The organism is Candidatus Eremiobacteraceae bacterium, from assembly GCA_035710745.1.
In the GTDB taxonomy this organism is placed as follows: domain Bacteria; phylum Vulcanimicrobiota; class Vulcanimicrobiia; order Eremiobacterales; family Eremiobacteraceae; genus JANWLL01.
Genome location: DASTCX010000006.1, coordinates 18,049 through 44,091 on the forward strand (window position 1 = coordinate 18,049; position 26,043 = coordinate 44,091).

Below are 26,043 nucleotides of genomic sequence, written 5' to 3' on the forward strand. Positions count from 1 at the left end.
CTTCCTCACCCGGTTAGTGCTACCATGTCATCATGCTCGTCAACTCCATTCACTACACCTTTGCTGCCGAAGATGCAGACAAAGCCGCATCGATCTTAGGAGAGCTTCGCGACAAATCGCGAAAGGAAGAGGGCGTCATTTCATTCGAGGTGGGTCGCGGTCAAGAAGACCCGAACGTGTTCGCGTTATGGGAAGGGTATCGCGATAAGGCGGCTCGCGATGCTCACTTTGCGTCCGATCATTTTATCCGTCTCGTCGTGAACGGTATTCGACCGCTTGCTCAAAGGCGCGACTTCGTGGCGGTCGTTCCCCTATGAACGCGTGGTCCGTTCTAGCTCGCTAAACGCCCACACGATGAACAAAGCAGCGTGACGCTCTGAAGTGCCGGGATTGCGAGGCAAAAAAGTACAGCGCGTTCGTTTGGCGTGACCATCAGCACCTCTGCTACGCGATGCAACATGGAGACCGAGGGTTGCGCGAGCTTTCGGCTTTCGAGCCTCGCATACCACCCGCGACTGACACCGATTGCCTCGGCAAGCTCTTCCTGTGTAACTGGGCGGCCCCTACGTGATTTCAGACGTTCGTAGCCACCAAGCATCTTTGCGGCAGGATCGATCCGACGGCGTAGATTTACTAGAAACTCACGCCGGTCATCCAGTGGGGTCACCTGTGCCTCTCCAAACATGCTCAGACCTTCCTAGTGCAACAGCCCGAAGCGCTCGGGCTTCGTGAATCGTTTCGCGCAACGCGCTTCACCAACAATGGTAGGCGCGCGCTCATAGTCTCGTCATCAGTCACACGACTGAACAATGAGGCTGATCTCGGGACGTGAAACGCACGCGACTAGGGCGAATGACTGCAAAACCCGCATCGCTAAAGAGCGCCGCGGGTTTTCGATGTCAGGCGACTCGACAAAAGGCAGGCGCTAACCGGCTGCCTCGAGGGCCGGCGGAAACGCTCTCGTGCGGCTCGGGCGGACGTGCACGATCTGTTCGCGGCCGAGTTCGAGTTGTTCGGCTTCATCGCGCGTGACCTGCGCCCAGAGCGCCCGGCCGTCGGCGAGCGACAGATGGACGCGCACTTCGAACCCGATGTGCGTGATGCGATCGATCATCGCCTCGACACTATCGGCGGTCGCCTCCGTGCGGATGTCGATGTCATGCGGCCGGATGAACGTGTCGCCGACCTGATTGACCGGGCCGATGAACTTCATGACGAACTCGCTCACGGGCGACTCGTAAACCTCGCGCGGACTGCCGACTTGCTCGATCCGGCCTCGATTCATGACGGCGATGAAATCGGCGACTTCCATCGCTTCTTCCTGATCGTGCGTGACGAAGATCGTGGTGACGTGCACGTCATCGTGCAAGCGTCGTAACCACGTCCGCAGATCTTTGCGTACGTTGGCGTCGAGCGCGCCGAAGGGCTCGTCGAGCAGCAGCATCTGAGGTTCGACCGCGAGCGCACGCGCAAGCGCCATCCGTTGGCGCTGGCCGCCGGAGAGCTGCGACGGATAGCGATCGGCGAAGCCCTCGAGCTGCACGAGGCTCAACAGTTCGTCCACCCGCCCGCGGATGAACGACTTGCCGCGCCGCCGCACCGTCAGGCCGAACGCGACGTTGTCGCGCACTGACATGTGCTTGAAAGCGGCATAGTGCTGGAAGACGAATCCGACACCGCGTTCTTGGGGCGACATCGTGCCCGCATCGTCGCCGAGAATCCAGATGCGCCCGCTATCGGGCTGCTCCAACCCGGCGATCAGGCGCAGAAGCGTCGACTTGCCGCTGCCGGACGGGCCAAGCAGTGCAGTGAGCGAGCCGCGCGGCACGTCGAGATCGACGCCGTCGAGCGCGAGGAAGCTTCCGTATCGCTTCGTCAGACCACGAGTGCGGATCGCCATTATCGTTTCTCCTTGCCTGCGACCCAGTGCATCACCGCGAGCGTCGCAAACGCGAGCAGTGCCAGCACCACGGCCGCCGTGTAGCTTCCCACGGGATCGAACGCCTGATAGCGGTCCTCGACGTACAGCGTCAGCGGCTGCGTCAGGCCTGCAAGGTGTCCTGAGACGACGCTCACGGCGCCGAATTCGCCGAGCGATCGTGCGGTCGTGAGGACGACGCCGTAGACGACGCCCCAACGGATGGCCGGCAGCGTGACCTTGAAAAAGGTCTGCCACGGATCGGCGCCGAGCACCGCGGCCGCCTGTTCTTGGTCGGTGCCTATCTCGACGAGCGTCGGCGCGACCTCGCGGACGACGAACGGAACCGACACGAAGATCGTGGCGAGCACCAAGCCGGGGAACGAGAAAAGGACGTGAATGCCGTGGCTCATCAACCAAGCGCCGAATGCGCTGTCGCGGCCGTATAAGATGAAGAGCGCGAGGCCGACGACGACAGGCGACACGGCGAACGGCAAATCGATGAGCGCGTCGAGCACCCGTTTGCCTGCGAATTCGCTGCGGACGAGAGCGATCGCGCAGATGATGCCAAACGCGGTGTTGGCCGGCACGACGATGGCGACGATCGCGATCGTGAGCCAGAGCGCGTGAAGAGCGTCCGGGGCTGTGAGTGCGGCCCACACGGCCGGTAGGCCGGAACTGAACGTGTTGAAGAAAACGACGGCGAGCGGCAACACGAGGAGCAACGCGAGATAACCAAGCGCGGTCGACCGGAGCGCGATCTTAGCCGCCATGGCCCACCTTCTTGCGTAGGCCGGCCACGACGGCGATCACGATGACGGCGAGCGCGAGTAGCACGACGGAGAGAGCCGCCGCGCCCGAGACGTCGCCGCTCTCGATCTGTCCGAAGATATAGACCGACGCGACTTCCGTCTTGAACGGGATGTTGCCGGTCATGAGAACGACCGAACCGAACTCGCCCATGGATCGCGCGAATGCGAGCGACATCCCCGAGAGCAGCGACGGGACGAGCGCCGGCAAGACGATCCTGTAGAATATCGTGAGCCGCGACGCGCCGAGCGAGGCGGCGGCCTCCTCCGTTTCTTTGTCGAGTTCCATGAGCACCGGCTGGACCGAGCGCACGACGAATGGCAGCGTGACGAACAGCAGCGCCAAGCCGACGCCGAGCTGCGTGTAGGCGAGATGCACGCCGAGCGGACTGCGCGGGCCGTACAAAGCCAGCAGCGTCAGCCCGGCGACGATCGTCGGAAGCGCGAAAGGCAGGTCGATGATCGCGTTGACGATGGGCTTGCCGAAAAAGTCGTCGCGAACGAGCACCCAAGCGACGATCGTGCCGAAGATCGCGTTGACGACGCACACGCCGACCGATGCGACGAGCGTGAGGCGCAAGGCCGCAAGCGCCTCGGGGCTCGTGACCGCCTCGACGAATCCACCGACGCCTCCGGTTGCCGCACGCCAGACGACAGCGGCGAGCGGGATCATCACGACGGCGGTCAGGAATATGGTCGCGATGCCCGGCGCCATCGGCAAGCCGACCACCGGTTTTGCGCGTGAGCGGCGTTGAGGGCGGACCACCCCCGCCGCGATGCTAGTGACCAACCGAAACGCCGATCTTCGCTTCGATCTGCGCGACGATGCCGGTATGCGGATCGAAGAACTGGGTCTGGACGGCATCCCAGCCGCCGAAGTCGGAGATCCTGGAAAGATGCGCGACTTTCGGGAAATTGAACGTCTTCGCGATCGACTCGACGACCGGGCGATAGCCGAACCCGCCGAAGATGTTCTGTGCGGTCGGCGAGTAGAGGAAGTCGACGAAGGCCTGGGCGGCGAGCGCGTTCCGGCTGCCCTTGACGGTCGCCACCGGATTCTCGATGAGGATCGTGTCGTCGGGGACGATGTAGTCGATCGCGTTGCCCGCGCGTTTGGCTTGTATCGCCTCGTTCTCGTACGCGAGCATCGCGTCGCCCTTGCCGCCGACGAAAGTCTGCATCGACTCACGGGCGCTCTTGTCCTGGACCGCGACGTGCGCGAAGAGGTCGCCGAGATACGCGATCGCCTGTTGCTGCGACTTGCCCTGCGTGATCTGCGCCCCGTACGCCGCCATGACGTTCCAGCGAGCTCCGCCCGAGGTGAACGGGTTCGGCGTGATCACCTCAACGCCGGGCTTCGTCAGGTCGCTCCAGCCGTGGATGCCCTTCGGGTTCCCGGCGCGCACGACGATCACGACGACCGAGTCGGTGACGATGCCGTGGTACGCATTTTTCGACCAGTTCGGCGAGACGAGCCCATCCTTGACGAGGCGCGTGACGTCCGGCTCGAGGGAGAACGCGACGATGTCGGCCGGAAGACCCGCTTCCACCGCTCGGCTCTGGTCGCCCGAAGCGCCGTAGGATTGATCGAACGTCACGCCTTGGCCCGCGGCCGTTCGCGCGAACGCCGGGATTATGCCGCCATATGCTTCGCGGGGGGTCGAATAGGCGACGAGCGTGAGATGCGGCGCCGTTTCGGTCCCTGCCGCTCCGGCGCACGTGAGGACGAGGGCGGCGGCGGCTGCCAAGAACGAGCTGCGGTTGATCATCGTCTGCTCCCAGGGCTTGTGGATGGACTATTAGGTATACCCTATCAAATTAGTATGGTAGGCGACAGGCCTCAAACTTTCCCCGGTAGTCCTCATTTGCTCGCCTAGGCGCGCCGCGGAGCCCGTCTGCGCGCTTTTCACGGGACGGGAGCGTCGTTTTGGCTCCATTCTTAAGCCGATCCGAGGGGCATCAGCCCCCCTAGCTGGTCCCAATGGATTGGGCCGCTAGCCCATTGACCGCAGGCTGGAAATCCTTCATTCTATTAAAGTCTACTGAATTGATAGACAATACAACACGTGCGATCCTCGGATCGCCTCAGATATGGAGAGAACCGCGTCGTGCTTGCATTGAATTCAATGGCGATCAGATCGCTGGCCTCGGTGGTCGCCGCTATCACGCTCTGCGCCATGCCGGCTTTCGCCGATGACAACCCGTTTAGCGACGTGCCGCCGAGCGATCCGGCATATCAAGCAGTCATGCGCCTTTACGAAGAAGGCTACCTCAAGGGTTATCCGAGCGGGTACTTCGACGGCAAGCGCCCGATCACGCGCTACGAGATGGCCATATTGGTCGATCGGGTGACGACCCAGATCGAGAACGACCTTCAAGCGCCTGGGGGTGCTGCGGGCGTCAGCCCGCGAGACGCAGCGGACGCGCGCCTACTGCTCCAAGAGTATGGGGCCGACATAAAAGATCTCAAGGCGCGCGAGGCCGCGCTGGAAACGACGACCTCGAGTCTCGCATCGACGCTCGACCGCGCGCAGATCCATCTGTACTATTACCTGCGGGCACCGGGCTCGTACACGGAGACGGTCGATGCGTTCGAGCCGGGCGGCAAGCCGATCAAGGCGAGCACGGCGATCACGGACGGCGTGTCCACGTACGTCACGGGCACGAACGCACGGGGAACCGGGATCCAGGTCATGCGTCTGAGCCTCAGCGGAAACCTCGACAAGCAGACGAGCTACGGGATCCGGCTGGAGAACAAGAACTACTTCGGTCAGGCAAACGTGAACGGCTTGGACAACCTGAACCCGAGCATCACCACGTACAACGACCAGGGCTTGCTTCGCGTCAACTACATGTTCGTCCGATATCAGTTCCTCAAATCGCCCGTGTACGTCATCGGCGGGAAGTATCGGATGGCCGAGAATCAGGGTCTCGCCTTCGAGAACGACTACTACAACGGCGCGCTTATCGGATTCACCGGCAGGATGAGCGGCTTCGTCGGCTTCGGCGAACAAGGCGGCCCGGATCTGGGCAGCAACTCGCCGTTCGCCTACGTGCCTTCGGGGCTCGCATCGACGGGCGCGGTGCCGCACACGCAGTTCGCCGTCAACTCGCATCTCGAGGCGCAAGTCAGCTCACACCTGCTGCTCGGAGCAAGCCTCATCGACCTACAAGCGCTTCCGCAGAAGATCTGGTCGACGGTAAAACAGAACTTCGAGTCGTTCAATCAGCCGCTTGCGGCCGGATCGGTCTGCGTGGTCTACACGGTGAGCCCGTCGCAGGCGTTGAGCGTGGAAGGGCTCGAGCGACTCGGCAACAATCCGACGACGAAGCAGGCGTGGGAAGACAACCGCGCGGTCTGGGCTCAATACACGTTAGGCAGCACGACGCCGGTCGCCGACCACAACTATCTCGAGGTCGGCTACGTCGGCACCGGATACAACTCGGTCGTGAACAACAACACCGGACTCAACGGCACGCCGTTCTACACCGGCTACTACACCGCGCAAGCGAACGACCGCCACATGGTCTACGCGGGCGTCAACCACTTCGTCAACTCCAACCTCCGAGTCGGCATCGAGTATCTCAACTGGGGGCTCAACGTTCCGGAGCCACTGGTGCCGAGCAGTTCGATCCCGAACGGTTCCTACATGAGCGTCAACGACAATCGCGCGCTCTTCCTCAACACGCAGGTGACCTTCTAGCGACGTACCGACGACGTAGCTCTTATGGAGACGTAGTAGGCCGAGCGAAGCTCGGCCTATTTCGTTCGGCCCGGTCGGGCCGCGCGATCGCCTCGTACAGCGCTCCGATGCCGACGATGATCGTCATGACGAGCAGCGTCACCCAGCCGTAGTTGAACACGGCGCGGCCGCTGCTCAGCGAGCTCGGCCACACGATGTTCAACAGCATGAGCAGCAGGTAGACGCCGCCGCCGATCGTAACGGGCATGCCCCACGTGCCGAGCGTGAAGGCGCCGCCCGGTTTCCAGCCGCGGCAGCGCGCGATGAACGCGCCGAGGACGGTGAGGAAGAACGCTAAGTAGATGCCGGATGTCGCGAACGAGACGAGCGCGTAGAGCGCGTTGACGTTCGCCGGGTAGTCGAACCACAGGATGTGGACCGGCTTGCTCGGGTTCACGAGCACGAGCAGCAGGAAGAGAAACGGGATTATCGTGCCGACGAGGATCGCGTTCACGGGCGTGTGGTGCTTTTCCGAGATCCGTTTGATAGCGTCACCGAACGGCAGGCCGCCGTCGCGCGCGAGCGCGTAAGCGACTCGGGCGCCCGCGCCCTGGACCGCGGTGCCGCAACTGAAGAACGCGACGATGACCATGATGAGGAAGAAGTCTTGCAACCATGGAGGCAAGACCGAAAGAATCGTGTTGACGCCGCCGGTGACGACCGCCGCGATTCCAGAGGCCGGCGTCGCTAGCAAGAGCCCGAGCACGAGTACGAAGGATGCGATCCCTCCGTAGAGGAGCGCGTTGCGCATCGCCTTCGGCACTTGCCGCTGCGCACCGACCGTCTCCTCGGAGATGTCGCCGGCCGATTCGAAGCCGTAGAAGATGTAGACGTTGGCGAGCACCGCGACGAGCGCGGCACCGGTCCACCAGGCACCGCCGAAGTCAACGCCGAGCGGATTGCTCTTCGCATACTCGACGCTTTGCGTCGTGAACACGAAGCCGATGCGCTGCGTGAAGCCATGGACGGCGAGCGCGAGAAAGACGCCGAACGTGCCGATCGACTCGACGTACACGCCGAAGCGCGCGACGTGCGCCATGATCTTGGCGCCGACGGAGTTCAATATCGCGGACAGGACGATGAAGCTGCCGGTGATGACGAAGATCGTCAAGTGGTCCGTCGGATCGAGATGCGTGTGGAACCACGTGTTCGCAAGCGATGCGACGTAACCGACGACGCCCGAGTCGACCGACGCGACGGTCGCGAGCAGTGCGAATCCGTACGTCCAGCCGATGAACCAGCCGTAGCGCGGGCCGACGGTGTACTTGCCGTATTGATAGAGCGCCCCCGACAATGGATACTCGCTCGACAGCTCGCCGAAGACGAGCGCGACGAGCGTCATGCACCCGACGACGACGGGAATCGTCCAGACATAGCGCGGGCCGCCGGTGGCGAGCCCCAGCGTGTACAGCGAGTAGATGCCGACCATCGGGCTCAAGTATGAAAAGGCCACGGAAAAATTGTCGAAGAGCGATAACACTCTCGACAGTTCTTGCTTGTAACCTAAGGCGCGAAGTCGAGCGCCTTCAGAACCGGCGACGTCGTCGGCAGCGCTGCCCACGGCGCATCCGTTATGCGCAGGGCGGGATGCCGCCTCCGACGAATCCGTCGGACGCCGCCGAGATAGCTCAGTTGGTAGAGCACGCGCCTGAAAAGTGCGGTGTCGCCAGTTCAATTCTGGCTCTCGGCACCACTCACGAAGGGGACGCGCCAAGAGCGTCCCCGCTCGCTTCCTCGAGGACGATAAGTCGATGTCAGTTGATCCGAAGACCTCCGAAAAAACTTCTGAAAAGACCGATGAGCAGTGGCGCAAAGAACTGTCGCCGGAACGCTACCACGTATTGCGTGAAGCCGGCACGGAACCGGCCTTCACGGGCGCTCTGCTACACAACAAAGAAGCGGGGACGTACACGTGCGGAGCGTGCGGCCGCGAACTTTTCAAGTCCGATACGAAATACGATTCGGGATCGGGCTGGCCGAGCTTCTACGATGCCATCGATGACAAAGCCGTCGTCCTGCTCGACGACGACAGTCTCGGCAGGCATCGCATCGAAGTCCGCTGCGGCTCATGCGGTTCGCATCTCGGCCACGTCTTCGACGATGGTCCGCAGCCGACAGGACAACGTTACTGCATGAACTCGCTTGCTCTCGATTTCAAGAAGGGCGACTGACCGAAGGAGTTCGTCGATGGCCACCATCGCATTCTGCGGCATCGGGTTGATGGGCGCCCCGATGGCCGGACGGCTGCGCAAGGCCGGACATATGGTCCGCGTGTGGAACCGCACGCCTGCGAAGGCCGCGAAATGGGCGGAAGAAGGCGGCGTCGCTTGCAAAACGCCGGCTGACGCCGCTGATCCCGCCTCCGAGATCCATCTCATGCTCGCGAATGACGACGCAGTCGATCACGCGCTCTTCGACAACGACGGTGCGCTCAAGACGCTCCCCCAAGGCTCGCTCGTCGTCGACCACAGCACGGTATCGATGATCGCGACGGGTCCGCGCGCGCAGCGCGTCAAGTCGGGGGGTTGGCGTTACCTGCACGCGCCGGTGCTGGCCGGGCCGACCAACGTCGCCGACGGCGAAGGGTTGATGATCGTCGCCGGGGATCGAGGCGTCTACGATGCGAGCAAGTCGAGGCTCGAAGAGATCATCGTCCGGCAATGGTATGTCGGCGAGGCCGAGCAAGATGCCGCCTCGCTCAAGCTCATGGCGAACTCGATGCTCGTCAACATCACGCAGGCGCTCGCCGAGTTCTTCGCCCTTGGCCGTGCGTGCGGCATCGCGCCGGAACGCGCGCTCGAACTGTTCGATCATTTCGATCCCGGACGGACGATCAAGATCCGCGGACCGCGCATGGCGCACGGCGACTACACGCCGGCATTCCAAGCGTCGATGGCCGCAAAGGACGTCGACCTCATGGTACAGGCAGCGCGACAAGGCGGCGCCGATGTGCCCGGCCTCGAGCTCGTCCTCCATCGGCTGCTGCGTCTCATCAAGAGCGGACGCGGCGACCTCGACCTGAGCGCGCTCGGACTCGTCGCCGTCGCACCCGCCGCCGGTCAGAACGGAAGTGCGAGCGGAGACGGCTAGGATACGAGTAGTAGGCCGAGCTTCGCTCGGCTTACTACACTTCTCGCAGCGATAAGAGCCGGAAGCCGAGCACCTCGATCGGCACTGCGAGCGACTGGAGCTGGGAACCCGCTAGCGTCGTCGTGTCGATCCACGCGTCGCGCTCGCTGTTGTAGACCCGCAATTCGTACTGCTTGTCCGGGCTGACGACGCGGCTGAGATCGACCGGCGCGTTCGTCGTCTGCGCACCCGAGTTGCCGACCATGATCATCATCTGCGATCCGCGCCGAAGGGCGATCGTCGACGCGTTCGCAGCGAGCACGACGATCGAATCGGTGATGTCCTCTTCGTATTCGTGGGCGTCGTTCTTCGTCTCCACCTCGCACGTCGCGAAGACGTTGAGCTTGCCTTCCTGGCGCACTGCGAAATAGGAGACCTCTTCGCCGTGGTATGGGAGCCGCCGCAATCCCACCCATCGCCAAGCCGGCGGTATGAGCGGGTTGATGCGCGGCGTTTCCGGGCTGAGCGTGAAACCGCAAACACCTTCGATCGCCGCCCATAGGAAGCGCGGCGGCTCCCAAGGGCTCAGGCGCATGCCGCGGTTGACGAGCGTCTCACCATCGAACCACTCGCTGAACTCTCCCGGCACGGTGTTGTGCGCCGCGCTCGCCTCGGAATAGTGGACGAAGGACGATCTCAGAGCGCGCACCATGAATTCGGGGTGGTATCGCGCCGCCGCGAATGCGTACCACCACGTGAGGCCGGGCCACACGCCGCCGAGCAGACCTGTGAACGCGGTCGGCTCGTAGAGCGGATCGTCGCGCGAGACCGTCCGCAGGCCCGCTCTCGTCCAGAAATCGGGCGCGTTCAAACGGCTGACGATGCGGTAGCCCGTCTCGTCGTCGCAGACGCGCAGGAGGACGGGGAAGATCTCGTCGCCGGTGACGTCGGAATGTTTGACGCCGTCGACGTCGATGTTCAGGTAGTAGAGGCCGTTCTCCGGATTGCGGAGATGGCGCTCCATCGCGTTGCGGATGCTTTCGTAGGCGGAGAACGACCACGCGGCTTGTTTCTTGGTCTGCCCGACGTTTTGCGCGAGGTGGTTCGTCGAACGCAGGGCGGCCGCACAAAGCGCGTTGATCTCCGTCACCGCGCCGTTGATGCGGTAGCCGTTGATGATGTTGCGCCAGCCGGCGATGGCCCATGCGTTGCCGCGCGGATCGTTCGCGGTGCACATGACGAGGCCGCGCTCGTCCATCTGCGAGGCGATGTATCTCGCCGCCTTTTCGACCGCTGGGTAGATACGCCGCAGCCACTCGCCGTCGCCGGTCGAACGGTAGTGGTGGTTGACGCCATGGATGAACAGCGGCGTGTCGTCGTTGATGTTCAGCCCGTAGTCTTCCACCGTGCGGTCGAGCGCGTTGTAGTATTCGGGGATCTTGCCGTTTTCGTATTGGAGCGCTGCGAACATATCGAGCATCGCGCGTGAGAAGGCGGGCATGAAGTGGTCGCAGCCGATGGAGTACCACACGGCATCGCGCGCGACGACGTTCGATGACGCACCCGGATCGTTGGTGAAGGCAAGGCCAGTCGGGTAACGCGCCATGACGCGGCGCATATTCACCTTGCTCCATGCAGCGCCGAGGTTGACCTGATGGTCCGGCGTGAGGACCTGCGACACGGCGAGCGCTTCATCGAGATGACGCTGCGTCCGCGCAAGCGCCGTTTCGCCGCGCTCGCGCTTCGTATAGTCGCGCCGCGCCTCGTCGAGCGATGCGTAGACGCCGGTGACGACGGCGAAGCGGATCGTGTCGCCCGGTGCGAGATCGAAGTCCGATTGCAGGCATGCGAGGACGTCGCCGGTCGCGGAGACGTCGCCGTCGAGCGTCTTCGCGATGAGCGGATCGTACGCGCTGCCGAAATCCGATGTCGCGGCGTGTCGTGCGAATGGCGCTGTCGTGCCGAAGACGCGGACGTTCGTCGGGTCGCTCGCGCTCGTCGCGACGAGCGCGCCGATCACGTCATCGAAACGCACCTCGATATCGGGCGGCGTGCTGCCGCACATCCTCGCGAAGGCCGTGACGCGCAGCGATGCCGCAAGCCGAGAACGGTTCTCGAGCCTGATGGACTGGTAGAGCAGCGGCGGATCGCCGCCGACGCGGTCGATCGGTCCGAACGGCACGAAGATCGTCTCGGCGACGTGGATCGCGCCGGGGAGGACGAAGCGATGCTGTTGGCTCGCGGGGTCGAGCTGGAACTCGCCGGCCGCTTCCTTTCGAAGCGGAACGTGGCCGGCCTCAGTCGTCGTCTCGGTCGAATGGTCGGCATGCCGCACGATCGGCCCCCCGACGCCGGCATATTGGATGGTGATCGAGCCCGTCACGTTGGCGCCGAGCCTGTTCGAGAAGATGCGCTCGACCGATCCATTGCTCTTGATCTGCGTCCAGATCGCGCTGTTGCCAAGCGACGCGCCCGCGGCGATGCGGTCGTCGGGCAATTGGTACGACAAGGGAGCGCCCGACTCGGATATGAGTGTCTTCATTGTATCCTATCGATGATAGCGTGCCCGCACGAACGCCGGCAGAAACCAGTCGTTTGCTTGACTTGGCCCGGTTCCTGTGATATCGTGGCCGCCGGTACGGGAGGATACGGATGAAAAAAATCGAGCCGACGAAGCGAACGCGCGTCGTCCGCGAACCACATCGCGGCGTCTACGACCGCGAATCGACCTATAGTATCCTCGACGAGGCGCTCGTCTGCCATATCGGTTTCGTAGTTGACGGCCAGCCGTACGTCATCCCGACCTTATTCGCGCGCATCGGCGACATCGTCTATTTCCACGGATCCGCTGCCAGCCGGATGCTCCGCCAAATCGGCGCCGGCGCTCCGATGAGCTTGACGGTGACGCTCGTCGACGGCATCGTGCTCGCACGCTCGGTGTTCAACCATTCGATGAACTATCGCTCCGTCGTCGTCCTCGGCACCGCGACCGTCGTCGACGACGTCGATTCAAAACGCGACGCGCTCGCCGCGTTCACCGATAAACTGCTCAAGGGGCGCTGGGGAGACGCGCGGCCGCCGACCGAGAACGAGCTCGCAGCGACCTCGGTTCTCCGTCTGCCGCTCGAAGAGTTCTCGGCGAAGGTGCGTACCGGGCCGCCCATCGACAAGGATGAAGATCTGGCGCTGCCGGTTTGGGCGGGCGTGCTTCCGCTGCGCGTCGTGGCGGGCGATCCGATCCCGGATGCGGGCTGCGATCCGACATCGACGCCTCCTCGATTCGACCGTTTCGAAAGGGTGTAATCCACGCGCCTGTGACGAGGGTCACGTACGGCGCCTAGACCGCCCCGACCGCCGATATCTACTATTAGTATGGGGCCCCGCGTGTCGTCCGACGGCTCATCGCTCGGCCGTGAGCAGACGCGCCGCAGCAAGGTCGTCGTTTCGTTCCTGGTCGCGATCGCGTTCGCCGGCGCAGTCTACAACTATCAATCGATCTCGAGCGCGTTCGCGCACACCGAGTCGCTGTACAACGCGCGTCAGCTGACGCAGCAGATGGTCGGTTCGCTCTTCCGCGAAGAGTCGAGCATGCGCGGTTACACGAGCACGCGCGATCCCGAATATCTCAAGCCCTATAGGCAGGCGCATAACGACTTCGAGCGCCAGCTCGACGATCTGCGCAGCTACATGTGGAACGTCGGACTGAGCGGCACGCAGCCGTACATCGTCGACGTCGGACGCGTCCACGACCAGTGGAGCGACATGGTCGCGGGCCCGCTCATCCACGATCCGGCCGGCGAGCTCGCGCAGAGCCGCCAGCGTACCGGCGAGCTCTTGTTCGACACGCTCGACGACGACGTCGGCTGGCTCAACCAAACGGTCGACGAACAAGCCCAAGCGTCCGGCGGCGTCGCCCGCTTCCGCGTGATCGTCGCGGTCGTCGAGCTAGCGATCATGACGCTCGTCTTCATCGTCACGACGGTCGGCATGTACAGGAACAACCGGCGCGTCGAACACCGCTACTTGCAAGAGCTCACCGACGCGAACACGAGCCTCGTCAACGCCCAGCGCGTCGCGCGCGTGGGCAACTGGACACGTGATCTGCGCAGCGGGAAACTCACGTGGTCCGACGAGATGTGCCGGATTTTCGGCGTCGACAAGAGCGAGATCCGAGAAGGTTTGCTCCGCGAGTTCGATCACCCGGAAGACGCACCGCAGGTCAACCGGATCGTGCGAGCGGCCGAGCACGAGTACGCTCCGTACAGCGTCGATCATCGTATCATCCGCGCTGACGGCTCGATCTCACACATCCAGGAACAGGCTGAGTACGCGTTCGATTCCGCCGGTTTGCCGGCCCAGCTCATCGGTACGCTGCTCGACGTCACGCGACGCAAGCAGGCCGAGGATCAACTCGCGCACCTCGCGCACCACGACGCGCTGACCGGGCTGCCGAACCGGCTGCTCCTTCTCGAGCGATTGACGCAGCTGCTCTCGTTCGCGCAGCGACATGGCCGTTCGCTCGCCGTGCTCTACCTCGACCTCGATCGCTTCAAGATCGTCAACGACACGCTTGGCCACGGCGTCGGCGACGAAGTGCTCAAGGCCGCAGCCGAGCGGCTCGCGCGCGCGGTGCGTGGGAGCGACACGGTCGCGCGTCCTGGCGGCGACGAGTTCATCGTCATCCTATCGGACGCCGCCACCGAAGCTGACGTGCGTACCGTCGCCGACAAGATCGTCGCAGCCTTCGATGCGCCCTTCCTGGTCGGAGACGACGAGTTTTTCATCTCGACGAGCATCGGTATCGCGCTCTATCCGCGTGACGGGGTCGACGTGGATACGCTAATCAAGAACGCCGACGCTGCGATGTATCATGCGAAGGACACGGGCCGGAACAACGTCCAGTACTACACGGCGGCGCTCCATGAGGCGACGCTTCGCCGGCTCTCGCTCGAAAGCGAGCTGCGCCGTGCGATCGAGCGCGACGAGTTCGTCATCCACTACCAGCCGATCGTCGCGCTGTCGGACGGACGCATCACCGGTTTCGAAGCGCTCGTGCGCTGGCAACACCCGACGCGCGGCCTCATGCTCCCGGACAATTTCATCCCGCTCGCCGAAGACACGGGTCTCATCGTGCCGCTCGGCGACTGGGTTCTGGATCAGGCGTGCCGCCAGCAGAAGGAGTGGGAGCGGCTTGATTGCCCGAGCGGCCGCGTCACCGTCAACATCTCCGCGCGACAGTTCCAGCAGCGCGACCTCGTCGATACGGTTCGCCGCTGCGTCGAGCGCCACGGGATCTCGCCCGGGACCCTCGAGCTCGAGCTGACCGAAAGCCTCGTCATGAGCAACGTGAAAGCGACGATGGACGCGCTCGTGCAGCTGCGCGAGATGGGCGTCGGCGTTTCGATGGACGACTTCGGCACCGGCTACAGCTCGTTCAGCTATCTCAAGAATTTCCCCATCTCTTCGATCAAGATCGACCGATCGTTCATCGACGATCTCACGGTCGATCCGTTCGACGACGCTATCTCGCTTGCGATCATCACGCTCGCGAAAAGTTTGCGCATCCGCGTCATCGCCGAGGGCGTCGAAAAGCAGGTCCAACTGCTCAAGCTGCGACGCCTTGGCTGCGACGAGGCGCAAGGCATCCACTTCAGCGGCCCGGTCCCCGCCGAAGCGACGATCCGGCTCTTCGACCGCTTCCGGAGATTGCAGGCGTGAAGCGAGCGCTCGGAGCCGTTCTCATGACCGCCTTTGCGCTCGCCAGCGCGGGTTGCACGCCTTTCGCGTGGCCGGCGAGAGCGGTCGAGACGCACGCGAACTCGTGGACCCGCGATGGGCTGCTTCGCATGGTGGGAGCGACGAAACCGGACAACCTGAACCCGTTGCTCGGCACGCAGGTGATCGACACGGATCTCGCCATGTTCTGGGGCGCGTATCTGTTCTCGCTCAACGGCGCGAACGACATGCGCCCCGAGCTCGCGTTGACGACGCCGACCGTCGAGAACGGCGGTGTCAGCGCCGACGGCTTGCGAATCACGTATCATCTGAGGCGCGGGGTCCTGTGGCAGGACGGCGAGCCTTTCACGGCCGCGGACGTCGTCTACACGTGGCGCCAGGTGATGAACCCGCGTAACGACGTCGGCAGCCGCCAGGGCTACGAGCTCGTGAGGCGGATCGACACGCCGGACCCATACACGGTCGTCGTCCACCTACGGCACAAGTGGGCGCCGTTCGTCGCGACGTTCTTCGCGATGTCCGCGACGACGTATCCGATCATGCCCAAGCACGTATTGAGCAAGTACGCGAGCATCAACGACGCGCCGTTCAACGAGGTGCCGCTCGGCACGGGCCCGTTCAGGGTGGTCTCCGACGAAAACGGCGACATCAAGATGGTCGCGAACGATAAGTACTGGCGCGGGCAGCCGAAGATCCATGAGATCGATTTCACCGTGGCACCGAGCGATGAGGCGGCGCTCGAGCTGGTCAAAGACCACAAGGTCGACTTCTACGTCGACGCCGCGCAGGCGCTCGAGCCGCAGCTCCACGGCATCCGCGGCATGACGGTCTACCTCTACCCGTTCACGCGCTTCAGCGACATCGGATTCAACCTTTCGCGGCCGCAGCTCCGCGACGTGCGCGTGCGTCGCGCGCTCGCGTACGCGACCGATCGCGAACAGCTCATCACGCACGTGACGCACGGCGTGAACCTGCCGACGAACAGCGATCAGCCGGCGTTCTCGTGGGCGCACTCGGACGACGTCCACAAGTACCCGTACGATCCGCGCCTCGCCGCTCATCTGCTCGACGAGGCGGGTTGGGATCTTCACCCCGACGGCCTGCGCTATCGCGATGGCAAGCCGCTGCGGCTCGTCATGGTCGGCGATTCGGGGTCGTCGACGACGACCGACGCCGAGCAATGGATAAGACTGCAGTGGCGCGAGGTCGGCGTCGACCTCGTCGTCCGCAACTACTCTTCCGACAAGCTGTATTCGAGTCAGGCGGAGGGCGGCGTCGAACAGCTCGGACATTTCGACGTCGCGTTCGAGGAGTGGGCGAATGGCGTCGACCCGGACGAGTCGCAGTTGTTCCTCTGCTCGCTGAGGCCTCCAGCCGGCTGGAACATTTACAACTACTGCGATCCGGCGCTCGACGCGGCGGAAGGACGCGCGCTCACGGACCACGGGCGGGCGGCGCGAAAGGCTGATTATCAGCGCGTGCAGTTAGTGTTGACCGACGACCTGCCGATCTTCGTCATCTGGTTCCAGCAGCGCCAAGACGTCGTCAACGTCGATCTGAAGAACTACCGACCCGCGCAGGCCGTGAGTCCGTTCTGGAACTCCTGGCAGTGGGAGATCTGACGCTCGCCGAGTAGGTCGCGTGTGGTCCGCAAGATAAGCCTCTCCGCATGCACGAGATCGCCGCGGCGAAGATCCGCCAGCTGACCGCCGCTGAGATCGACGTCGCGAAAGACATGCGTCATAAGATGATCCTCGAGCTCGACGGCCGCGATGCCGACGAGGCGTATCCCGGTTGGCGCGAGCGCTACGTCGAGTTCTACAGCACGAGGATGGCGCAGGGACATGCCGCGCTCTTCGTGGCCGAGACGGAGGGGCGCCCGCTAGGCGTCGCTGCCGTATACTTATTGAAGAATCATCGCAGCACGATCTTCGCACGTCCTTCGGCATACGTCAGCAACGTGTGGGTGGAACCCACCGGGCGCCGCAAGGGCATCGCGTCGGCGCTGACGAGGATGACGATCGAGTGGGCGCGCGCCAAAGGCTGCGAAGTCGTCCGTCTCCGGTCGTCGCAGATGGGCAGACCGGTCTATACCTTGATGGGATTCACGCCGAGCGACGAGATGGAGCTGCGCCTCGACGAACCGGAGCACCCTTAAGCGTCGAGGAACGCCTCGAAGCGCTCGAGAGCCCGCGGCATATCTCGCCGCCCAAATCCGATGCGGAAATGATTGCCGCGATGATCGAAGATCGTCTCGGGTGCGATCATGACGCCGGTGTGCTCGACAAGCCGTGCAGCGAACTCTTCGATAGGCTCGGCCCTGAGCAGTCGCGGAAAGCCGATCGGCCAAGACGGCGGCCGGATCCATTCAAGTTCTTCCGCTCGACGTGCGAAGAGCTCGTCGAGCAACGAGAGATTCGCCAGCGCGATCGCCTTGTTACGTGCAAGCACTCGGTCGCGCGCCCGCAATGCGGCGATCGCGAGCAGTTCGCTCGGGGCTGAGCTGCAAATGGTGAGATAATCCTTGAAGGCGGCGAGGCGCCGGAGAAACGGCCGGTCTCTTGTCGCGATCCATCCGATCCGTAGTCCGGCGAGGCCGAACGGTTTCGCGAGACCGCCGAGACTGACCGCGGTCGGCGACGCCTCGCACGCTGCGGGCAGCCGATTCTTTTCGTCGAGCTCGCCATAGCGATAGACCTCGTCGACGAAAAGGCGCGCACCGGTGCGTTCGCACAGCGTGACGGAGGCCTCAAAAGCTCGGCGTTCGGGAATGGCGCCCGTCGGATTGTGCGGGATGTTGAACACGACGCAAGCGGTCGTCGGCCGCACGAGCGACGCGAGCTGGTCGGGATCGAGCGCCCACGCCTTGTCGTAGCGGAGGCGCAGGAGCGAGACATCCGCGCCTGCGGCACGCGCCGTCTCGTGGAGCGACTGGTACGCCGGCCACATGACGACGGCGTGATCACCCGCGGCGAGCGCGACGTTCGCAAACGTGAAGATCGCTTCTTCGGCGCCGGCGAACACGAGGACGTCATCAGCGCTGATGCCGTCGTAGTTTCGCGCGATGGCCTCGCGCAATTCCGGATGCCCCGGGGATTCGGTATAGCCGAACCGCATATCGCGCCAAAGCTTGCGGCTGTCATCGTCGGCGAGTGTCAGGAGTTCTTCAAGCCCGAATGACTCAGCGTCGGACGAGCCGAGAAGCAGTTTCGCTACGAATTCCCAGCGCGCGAAGTAGCGTTCGAGCTTGAATTCGGCGATGCGCATCGCCGCGACTTTGTCGCCTCTTAGGGCTCGCCCTCCGCGGAAAAATCGGCGTCACATTGACAGTGCGTTGTCAAGTCGGGCGGGGGCGAGAGGAAACGCATCGTCGAAATATCCGCCGATGATACTGCTCGCAGCGGTCGCAGCTGCAACCCTGGCGTTGGCACCACCGGCACCTTCGCCCACCGCCCCTGCGGCGACCAAGTCGCCCTCACAGATCGCCGCTGATGCGCTCGTCAGGCTCCAGGCGCATCTCGCCATCGCGAATCGGGCGATGGGAGAGGACCAAGCGGAGGCGCTCGGCTCCCGGCTCGCCGACGATATGGAAGCGTTCGACGACCCGACAATGCCGCAGGGCTACACGCCGGCGACGTATCAAGAGCGGTTGCGCAACGGTGCGATGCTCGACGCGAGCATCGTCGATCAAGTCTTGAGCGGCAGGTACGAGCAGATCGGCGGCGTCAGTGGACTTGCGGAGCGCCTCATCAAGTCGACGACCGACGGCACCTGGCAGCCTTTTGCCCTTTACGTGCCGCGCGCGCTCAAGCCGGACCCGACGCTCGTCATCTTACTCCACGGCCAGCCGCAGACTGAAACAAACCTTCTCGCGCCGCCGTATTTCCAAACACTCGCCGATTCGACGAACAGCATTGTCGCTGCACCGTGGGGTCGCGGCAACTACGATTTCTGGGGGGTCGCGAGCGACGACGTCTATCAGACAGCCGACGCCGTCGCGAAGGCGTACGGCATCGATGCGCATCACGTGTACCTCGCCGGCTACTCGATGGGCGGCTTCTCCGTGTTCAAGATCGGGCCGACGCATGGCACCGTCTGGCACGCGGTCCTCTGCATTTCAGGATCGATCCTCAACAGCGAGACCGCATCGGTGCTCAAGGTCTGGCGAAACACGCCGATTTACGTCGTCAACGGCAAGCTCGATCAAAGCATCCCGCCCATATACGGCGAGATGACGGCCGACTGGCTCGCGGGCGTCGGGGTTCCGACCGGGTTCTATCAGGAGCCGAACGGTACGCACATGGTCCCGACGCTCATGCCGTCGCTGACGCAGGCCTGGCACGACATGATCGCCGGTGTCGTTCGAAACACGCCGAACGTGCAGGGGGCAGATCCGCTTTCGATACCTTCGTCTCTCGGCACATCCAATCTCGACAAGATGCCGCCCTAGAATGGGATGGAGCGGTCGATCCTTACGGTCGACCGCCGACGATCTAATATGTAGCGGTCGAGCTTTAGCTCGACCGAAGGTGACCTTGCATTGCAAGGCCGCGGCGGTCGACCGTAAAGGTCGACCGCTCCATTTGAGGCGCGATTGCAAGGCCGCGGCGGTCGAGATAAATCTCGACCGCTCCCTTTCTTAAGAGGAGCGGTCGATGGTCGATGGTAGATCGTCGGTGGAGTTCGCGCGTTACTTGATCGCTTTCGCCATCGCGATCCAGGACGAGACGTCTGACATCGCCTTTTCGTAGCGCGGCTTGAGGATAGCCGCGGCACGATACGACGGTGCGTACGGTGCGCTTTCCGAGAACGCCGAGAAGAGCGCACCCTGGATATCCTCGCGCAGGCCCGGCGCCCAGAGGATGCCGTCCTCTTCGTTCTTGTAGTTCGCCGTCAGCATCTTCTCGAGCGCATTACCGGATGTCACGGCGCTCGTCGCGACCGGCGTGTTCAGCTTCTTGAGTCGAGCCAACTGCGCGTCGATCGAGTTGAGAGCGACGTCGATGCCCTCGACGTCGGAACGGAGACCCTCGACGAAGTCGTAGGTCGCCTTATAGTCCGCTGCCGTCAGCTTCGACTGTGGATCGGGCCGGACGTCGAACGTCCGCGACTCGACCTTGCCGTCCGACCACGTGAAGCGCGCTCGATAGGTCCCGGGCACGACCTGGAGACCGAAGCCGGGTTGCCGCGCCTGCGGATTCGCGGCACCGCGCCACGGCGTGATCGGGTCGGTCTGTAGGTTCCACACGAAGCGGTTGAGGCCGATCTCGTTCTTCACGAACGGCGTCTTCTTGCCGGTCGTCGGGTTCGTGCGCGAACCGATGACGTGCCGGATGCGATGACCGGCCGAGTCGTAGAAGTCGATGACCGGCGGCTTCTTTCCGGGCTTTGCCTGATAGAAGTATAGAACCGTGCCGCTCGGCGGATTGGGCGCGCCGTATTCGGTGTACGTTCCTTCGGCGAGTTCCGTCTGGTTGTACTCGTACGTCGGCATCGGCTGGAAGACGTAGTCGCCCGCTGCGCGTGCCGTGTCGAGCTGTTGTAGCGGCCGGATGTCATCCATGATATACGCGCCGCGGCCGTGCGTCGCGATGACGAGATCGTCGAACGTCTTCTGCATGCGGATGTCGAAGACTGCCGTGTGCGGTAGACCCGCTTGCAGCGTCTTCCACGACTTGCCGCCGTTGAACGACACCCAGATGCTCTTCTCGAGACCGACGTAGACGAGATTCGGGTTGACAAGATCCTGGCGGATCGCTCGGGCCGGTTCCGATGGCAGGCCCGCTGAGATCGATGTCCACGTCTTGCCGAAGTCGGTCGTCTTGAACACGTACGGCGTCGTATCGCCGCTGTAATGGCGGTCGTCGACCGCGAACGCGGTGCCGTCGGCGAACGTCGACGGCGCGACGATCTCGAACCGGCCGTACGGCGGCACGCCTTTCGGCGTCACGTTTGTCCAGTGCTTGCCGCCGTCGCGTGTCAGCTGGACGAGACCGTCATCGGTGCCCACCCAGATCTCGCCGCGGCCGATCGTGCTGCCTTCGATGTCGAGAATCGTGTCGTACGTCTCGGCGCCCGAGAAATCGTAGTTGATCGGGCCGCCCGGGATGGTCTGACGCGACTTGTCGTTGAGGGTGAGATCCGGGCTGATCGGCGTCCAGATCTTACCTTCGTCGTGCGACTGGAAGACGACATTGCCGCCGTACCATACGGTGTGCGGATCCCACGGCGCGAACGCGATCGGCGAATCCCAATCGAACCGATACTTGTCCTTGGAATACGTGAAGCCGTTGAAGCCGCCAAGATCGGGAGCGGTGTTGATGGTGCGTTTTTCCTTGAGCATCCAAATTCCGACCGAGCCGTCTTCCGAGTCGCCCCAGATGTAGTCGGGATTGCCGGGATCGGGCACGACCCACACGCCGTCGCCGCCGACCGTTTGGAAAGCGTACGAATTCGTGATGCCGTCGGCATCGAGGCTGTTCGACGGCCAGCACCAGCCGCTGTTGTCCTGCATGCCGCCGCAGACCGTGTACGGATTGTTGTCGTCAAGCCCGACGTGATAGATCTGCGCGATCGCGTAGTTGCGCGAGAAGAACCAGTTCTGCCCGCCGTCGTTCGTCACCATCGCGCCGCCGTCTTGACCGACGATCATCCGCTTCGGGTTGTCGGGCGCGATCCAAATAGCGTGGTAGTCGGGGTGAAGATCGCCCGCGACCTCTTTGAACGTCTTGCCGCCGTCCTTGCTCACCGCAGGGAACATGGAGACGGAAAGGACGCGGTCCTTGTTCGTCGGATCGACGTCGATGTGCGAGAAGTAGAAGGGCCGCTGGTCGATGAGCGTGTTGTCGCTCACCATCGTCCAGTTCGCGCCGGCGTCGTCCGAACGGAATAAGAAGCCTTCCTTGCTCTGGATGAGGGCGTAGACGCGATTCGGATCTGAACGCGAGACCGCAAGCGCGATGCGCCCCATGAGTCCGGTCGGCAATCCGTGGCCGGTGAGCTTGGTCCAGGACTTCCCGCCGTCGGTCGATTTGTAGAGGCCGTCGTCCGGCCCACCGCTCGACGCGGTCCATGGTTGACGGCGGAACTGCCAGATGCCGGCATAGACGACGTTCGCGTCTTTCGGGTCGATCGCGATGTCGGATGCGCCGCTTGACGGGCCGACGTAGAGCGAATGCGTCCACGTCTTGCCGCCGTCGCTCGTGACGTAGACGCCGCCGGCAGGGCTGTCTTTAAAGAGGTTGCCGATGCCGCCCGCGATGACGTGATTGACGTTCGCGGGATCGACGACGATGCGCGAGATCGAATGGAGCTGGTCGAGGCCCATTTTCTTCCAAGAGTCACCGGCGTCGGTCGACTTGAAGATGCCGTCGCCAAGGATGACATCGTTGCGCGGATTCGCCTCGCCTGTGCCGACCCAAACGGTCTTGTCGTCGCTCGGGGCGATCGTCACGGCACCGATCGACTGAGTGTCCTGATCGTCGAAGACCGACGCCCAAGTCTGCCCGCCGTTTTCGGACTTCCAAACGCCGCCGCCGGCCGCACCTATATAGTAGAGATTCGGATCGGTCGCACTGCCCGCGACGGCCGCGACACGGCCACCTGCGGCAGCCGGGCCGACTTCGCGCCATGAGAGCGCCGCGTACGGCGTCGACGGCGTCGGCGACGCCTTCGGTTTCGGCGACCCCTTCGGAGCGGGCGCCGGCGTGACCGGAGCGCTGGTCGCTGGCGCCGGCGTTGGCGGCGGAGTCGACTCGGGCGGGGCCATGGCGACAGAAACAGCGGCGAAAACGCCGATGATTGCGAGCACGGAAGCCTCCTATCGGTGACGCAAAGCGCAACTACATTATCAGTAGCGGCGCCGGCACCCTCTCGCGGTCGCGGTTGTTATGCGTGATTCCCACGCCATGACAATGCTGTGGCAAGGCCCGCCAAGCGTTGAGCGGGTATAACCGCGTCGGATGAAGGCCGAGCGCAAGGGCAAACGCAGCACGGCAGCGGCGGATCCGATCGAGGTCAGCAAAGACGCGACGGTCGACGTCGCCGGCCGAGCCGTGTCGCTGACGAACCTCGATAAGCACTTCTGGCCGGCGATCACGAAGCGCGATTTGCTGCGCTACTACGCAGACGTCGCGCCGTATCTGCTGCCGCACATCGCCGACCGCGCGATGGTCATGAAGCGATACCCGAACGGCGCCGCCGCGCCGTTTTTCTTCATGAAGCGCGCGCCGTCGCCGCGACCCGATTGGATCCGCACGTGTCGGGTCGATCATCGCAGCGGCAATGTCATCGACTTCCCGGTGATCGACGATCTCGCCGCGCTGCTCTGGGTTATCAACCTCGGCTGCATCGACTTGAATCCTTGGTACGCGCGTTGCGATGACGTCGACCGGCCGGACTACCTGCACTTCGACCTCGATCCGGTCAAAGGCGGCTCGTTCGTGCAAGTGCGCGAGACGGCGATCATCGTCCGCGACGCGCTCGACGCGATCGGCATGTCTGCATACGCGAAGACGACCGGATCGCGCGGCATCCACGTCTACGTGCCGATCGTCCGCGGGCCGACGCAGAAGGAGGTCTGGACGGTCGCAAAGGCGATCGCGGTCGAGCTCGCGCGCGCGAATCCGACGCTCATCACGGCGGAGTATCGCATCGCGAAGCGGCCGAAGAACCGGATACTCGTCGATTACAATCAGAACGCGTGGGGGCGCACGCTCGCGTCGATCTACTCGTTACGCCCGACGCCGAAAGCAACGGTTTCGATGCCCGTGACCTGGCGCCAGATCGAAAAGGGCGTCGAGATCGACGATTTCCGCATCGACAACGTGCCTGCGCTGCTACGCCGATCCGGAGACTTGTGGAAACCGATGCTGGCGAAAACAGGCCGGGTGGACCTGAAGCGACTCTTCTCAGGGCGACGGCGCAAAACGTGAGCGGCGAGTCCTCAGCCGCAATCGTCGCCGAAGCGCCGCTGCGCGACTATGCGGCGATGTGCGACGCTGTCGCCGCGACGACGAAGCGGAACGAGAAGATCCAGATCGTCGCAGCCTACTTGAGGAGCGTACCCGATGATGCGCTCCCCGCGGCAGCGTCGTTCGCGAGCGGCGATGCGACGCCGCCGGGTTCGCCGTCGCTGCGGCTTGGCGGGCGGCTCGCGATCGACGCGGCGAGGTCTGTATTCGAGATCGACGATCGATCGCTCCGCGACGCCTACAGCCGACACGGCGATCTGGGAAACGCGCTCGCCGATCTCGCATCGCATGCGATGCGCCCGACACTATTCGCGGCGCCGCTGACGATCGGGCGTGTCGCTTCGATATTTCGCGAGATCGCGGGTGCGGTCGGCGCCGGCGCGAACAAGAAGCGGACGTCGCTCTTCGCGAGCCTGCTCTCGGACGCGACGGCGGCCGAAGTGCGCTATCTCGTCAAGCTTGCGACGGGCGATATGCGCATCGGTCTGAAGCAAGCGCTGACCGTCGACGCGCTTGCTGTCGCGTACGGCGCGGACGCGGCCGACGTTCGCCGCGCGCTCATGGCGATCGGCGACATCGGCGCCGTCGCCGGGCTTGCGCGGGCGGGAAGACTCGAAAAAGCCGGCGTCGCGTACGGCAAGCCGATCGGATTCATGCTCGCATCGCCGCTGCGCTTCGGCGGCGACTACAAGGAGCTCGAGCCCGGCGAGTATCTGCTCGAGGACAAGTTCGACGGGATCCGCATCCAGGCCCATTGCGACGACGGTTCGGTCAGATTGTTCAGCCGGCGGTTGAACGAGGTGTCGAGATCGTATCCCGAGGTGGTCGACGCGCTAGCAGCGCCGGGCGTGCCCCACGCGATCGTCGACGGCGAACTGCTCGCGTTCAAGGACGGGCGGGCGCTCCCGTTCCAGCATCTCCAGGGCCGGCTGCAGCGCAAGGTCGTCGATGCGTCGCACATCGAGGGCGTGCCGCTCGCGCTCGTCGTCTTCGACATCTTGGCGGAGCGCGATGACTTGCTCTTCGACCGTCCGCTCGGCGAGCGCCGCGCTCGGCTCGAAGCGTGGATCGAAAGCCTGCCCGCATCGGCTCGAAGCAACGTGCTGCTCGCCGTCGCGACATTCGTCACGCTGCGCGGAGATGCGCACGAACGCGCGTCGCTCCTCGAGCCCGCCTTCGAAGCCGCCCGCATGCGCGGCAACGAGGGGCTCATGATCAAAGCGCTCGCGTCGACATACACGCCTGGCCGGCGCGGCAAGCAATGGTTCAAGCTGAAGAAGGAGCTCGCGACGCTCGATTGCGTCGTCGTCGCCGTCGAATACGGACATGGAAAACGCAACGACGTCCTGTCGGACTACACGTTCGCGGTCCGCGCCGGCGATCGGCTCGTGACGATCGGCAAGGCGTACTCGGGACTCACCGACGCGGAGATAGCGACGATGACGCGCTGGTTCCTCGACCACGCGCTCGTCGACGAAGGCCGCCGCCTCGTCGTCGAGCCGACCATCGTCGTCGAGATCGCATTCGACATCATCCAGCGCAGTTCGCTGCACGAGTCCGGGCTGGCCATGCGCTTTCCACGCGTCGTAAGGCTCCGGCCGGATAAAGGGCCGGGGCAGGCGTCGACGCTGCGCGACGCGCTCGCTCTCGTCGCCGATTGACGCCTTTTCAGCATTTTCATCCGTCCGGACGCCCCGTCAAGAAACAATTCGCTGACCTCTGCAATATCGCGTTATAACCACTTGGCATTCCCGGAGACTTGTGCTACAGTCGAGCCAGCAACTAATTCCTTAGTT

General features: G+C 63.7%; 19 protein-coding genes and 1 tRNA gene. 12 read left to right on the plus strand and 8 right to left on the minus strand.

From position 1 onward, the window contains the following. Positions 1–32 precede the first annotated feature (32 nt). Positions 33–317 carry a putative quinol monooxygenase gene (locus VFO25_02705; protein HET9341814.1) on the plus strand — a complete coding sequence of 95 codons (285 nt, stop codon included), beginning with the start codon at positions 33–35 and terminating at the stop codon, positions 315–317. 608 nt (positions 318–925) lie between these two features. Here VFO25_02705 and cysA read toward each other — a convergent pair. The 4 genes from cysA to VFO25_02725 all read right to left on the minus strand — a co-directional run bounded on the left by cysA (position 926) and on the right by VFO25_02725 (position 4,496). After that, positions 926–1,900: a sulfate ABC transporter ATP-binding protein gene (gene cysA / locus VFO25_02710; protein HET9341815.1), complete on the minus strand. Its 975-nt coding sequence runs from the start codon at positions 1,898–1,900 to the stop codon at positions 926–928. After that, a complete protein-coding gene (locus VFO25_02715; GenBank protein HET9341816.1) occupies positions 1,900–2,691 on the minus strand; it encodes a sulfate ABC transporter permease subunit in 792 nt (263 codons plus the stop codon). The genes cysA and VFO25_02715 overlap by 1 nt, the downstream gene beginning before the upstream one ends. Then, positions 2,681–3,442, minus strand: a complete 762-nt coding sequence (cysT, locus tag VFO25_02720; GenBank protein ID HET9341817.1) for a sulfate ABC transporter permease subunit CysT — start codon at positions 3,440–3,442, stop codon at positions 2,681–2,683. The genes VFO25_02715 and cysT overlap by 11 nt, the downstream gene beginning before the upstream one ends. Positions 3,443–3,506: 64 nt before the next feature. Beyond that, positions 3,507–4,496 (minus strand): sulfate ABC transporter substrate-binding protein, encoded by a 990-nt coding sequence (locus VFO25_02725; GenBank protein HET9341818.1) that lies wholly within the window; start codon positions 4,494–4,496, stop codon positions 3,507–3,509. Between the two features lie 357 nt (positions 4,497–4,853). Here VFO25_02725 and VFO25_02730 point away from each other — a divergent pair, with 357 nt between their 5' ends. Beyond that, on the plus strand, positions 4,854–6,431 hold the full coding sequence (locus VFO25_02730; GenBank protein HET9341819.1) for an S-layer homology domain-containing protein: 1,578 nt from the start codon (positions 4,854–4,856) through the stop codon (positions 6,429–6,431). Between the two features lie 22 nt (positions 6,432–6,453). Here VFO25_02730 and VFO25_02735 read toward each other — a convergent pair whose 3' ends face one another. Next, entirely contained in the window at positions 6,454–7,923 is a 1,470-nt protein-coding gene (locus tag VFO25_02735; protein ID HET9341820.1) for an APC family permease, read from the minus strand. Between the two features lie 164 nt (positions 7,924–8,087). On the opposite strand from VFO25_02735, the gene VFO25_02740 reads away from it, so the two are divergent. The 3 genes from VFO25_02740 to VFO25_02750 all read left to right on the plus strand — a co-directional run bounded on the left by VFO25_02740 (position 8,088) and on the right by VFO25_02750 (position 9,560). Next, a tRNA-Phe gene (locus VFO25_02740) sits at positions 8,088–8,163 on the plus strand. A gap of 58 nt (positions 8,164–8,221) precedes the next feature. Next, complete coding sequence (msrB, locus tag VFO25_02745) at positions 8,222–8,641, plus strand: peptide-methionine (R)-S-oxide reductase MsrB (GenBank protein ID HET9341821.1); 420 nt, start codon at positions 8,222–8,224, stop codon at positions 8,639–8,641. Positions 8,642–8,657: 16 nt separating this feature from the next. Continuing rightward, the gene (locus VFO25_02750; protein HET9341822.1) at positions 8,658–9,560 is read left to right on the plus strand and encodes an NAD(P)-dependent oxidoreductase; all 903 of its coding nucleotides are present in this window, start codon (positions 8,658–8,660) and stop codon (positions 9,558–9,560) included. Positions 9,561–9,594: 34 nt separating this feature from the next. Here VFO25_02750 and VFO25_02755 read toward each other — a convergent pair whose 3' ends face one another. Next, the gene (locus VFO25_02755; GenBank protein HET9341823.1) at positions 9,595–12,081 is read right to left on the minus strand and encodes an amylo-alpha-1,6-glucosidase; all 2,487 of its coding nucleotides are present in this window, start codon (positions 12,079–12,081) and stop codon (positions 9,595–9,597) included. Positions 12,082–12,191: 110 nt separating this feature from the next. Here VFO25_02755 and VFO25_02760 point away from each other — a divergent pair, with 110 nt between their 5' ends. From VFO25_02760 to VFO25_02775, 4 genes are all read left to right on the plus strand, one after another. After that, a complete protein-coding gene (locus VFO25_02760; protein HET9341824.1) occupies positions 12,192–12,842 on the plus strand; it encodes a pyridoxamine 5'-phosphate oxidase family protein in 651 nt (216 codons plus the stop codon). A 69-nt stretch (positions 12,843–12,911) separates the two neighbouring features. Then, positions 12,912–15,257, plus strand: a complete 2,346-nt coding sequence (locus tag VFO25_02765; GenBank protein ID HET9341825.1) for an EAL domain-containing protein — start codon at positions 12,912–12,914, stop codon at positions 15,255–15,257. After that, on the plus strand, positions 15,254–16,897 hold the full coding sequence (locus tag VFO25_02770; protein ID HET9341826.1) for a peptide ABC transporter substrate-binding protein: 1,644 nt from the start codon (positions 15,254–15,256) through the stop codon (positions 16,895–16,897). Before VFO25_02765 ends, VFO25_02770 begins: the two co-directional genes overlap by 4 nt. 47 nt (positions 16,898–16,944) lie before the next feature. Beyond that, positions 16,945–17,433 carry a GNAT family N-acetyltransferase gene (locus VFO25_02775; GenBank protein ID HET9341827.1) on the plus strand — a complete coding sequence of 163 codons (489 nt, stop codon included), beginning with the start codon at positions 16,945–16,947 and terminating at the stop codon, positions 17,431–17,433. Here the strand turns inward: VFO25_02775 and VFO25_02780 are convergent. Next, positions 17,430–18,542 carry an aminotransferase class I/II-fold pyridoxal phosphate-dependent enzyme gene (locus VFO25_02780; protein HET9341828.1) on the minus strand — a complete coding sequence of 371 codons (1,113 nt, stop codon included), beginning with the start codon at positions 18,540–18,542 and terminating at the stop codon, positions 17,430–17,432. The two genes, VFO25_02775 and VFO25_02780, sit on opposite strands and share 4 nt — an antisense overlap. A 118-nt stretch (positions 18,543–18,660) precedes the next feature. On the opposite strand from VFO25_02780, the gene VFO25_02785 reads away from it, so the two are divergent. Beyond that, on the plus strand, positions 18,661–19,725 hold the full coding sequence (locus VFO25_02785; GenBank protein ID HET9341829.1) for a hypothetical protein: 1,065 nt from the start codon (positions 18,661–18,663) through the stop codon (positions 19,723–19,725). Positions 19,726–19,965: 240 nt separating this feature from the next. Here the strand turns inward: VFO25_02785 and VFO25_02790 are convergent, their stop codons facing one another. Continuing rightward, a complete protein-coding gene (locus VFO25_02790; protein HET9341830.1) occupies positions 19,966–23,085 on the minus strand; it encodes a hypothetical protein in 3,120 nt (1,039 codons plus the stop codon). Positions 23,086–23,236: 151 nt separating this feature from the next. Between VFO25_02790 and ligD the strand changes: the two genes are divergently transcribed. Both ligD and VFO25_02800 read left to right on the plus strand, forming a co-directional pair. Continuing rightward, complete coding sequence (gene ligD, locus VFO25_02795) at positions 23,237–24,208, plus strand: non-homologous end-joining DNA ligase (GenBank protein HET9341831.1); 972 nt, start codon at positions 23,237–23,239, stop codon at positions 24,206–24,208. Further along, complete coding sequence (locus VFO25_02800) at positions 24,205–25,908, plus strand: ATP-dependent DNA ligase (GenBank protein HET9341832.1); 1,704 nt, start codon at positions 24,205–24,207, stop codon at positions 25,906–25,908. Before ligD ends, VFO25_02800 begins: the two co-directional genes overlap by 4 nt. The last annotated feature ends 135 nt before the right edge of the window (positions 25,909–26,043 follow it).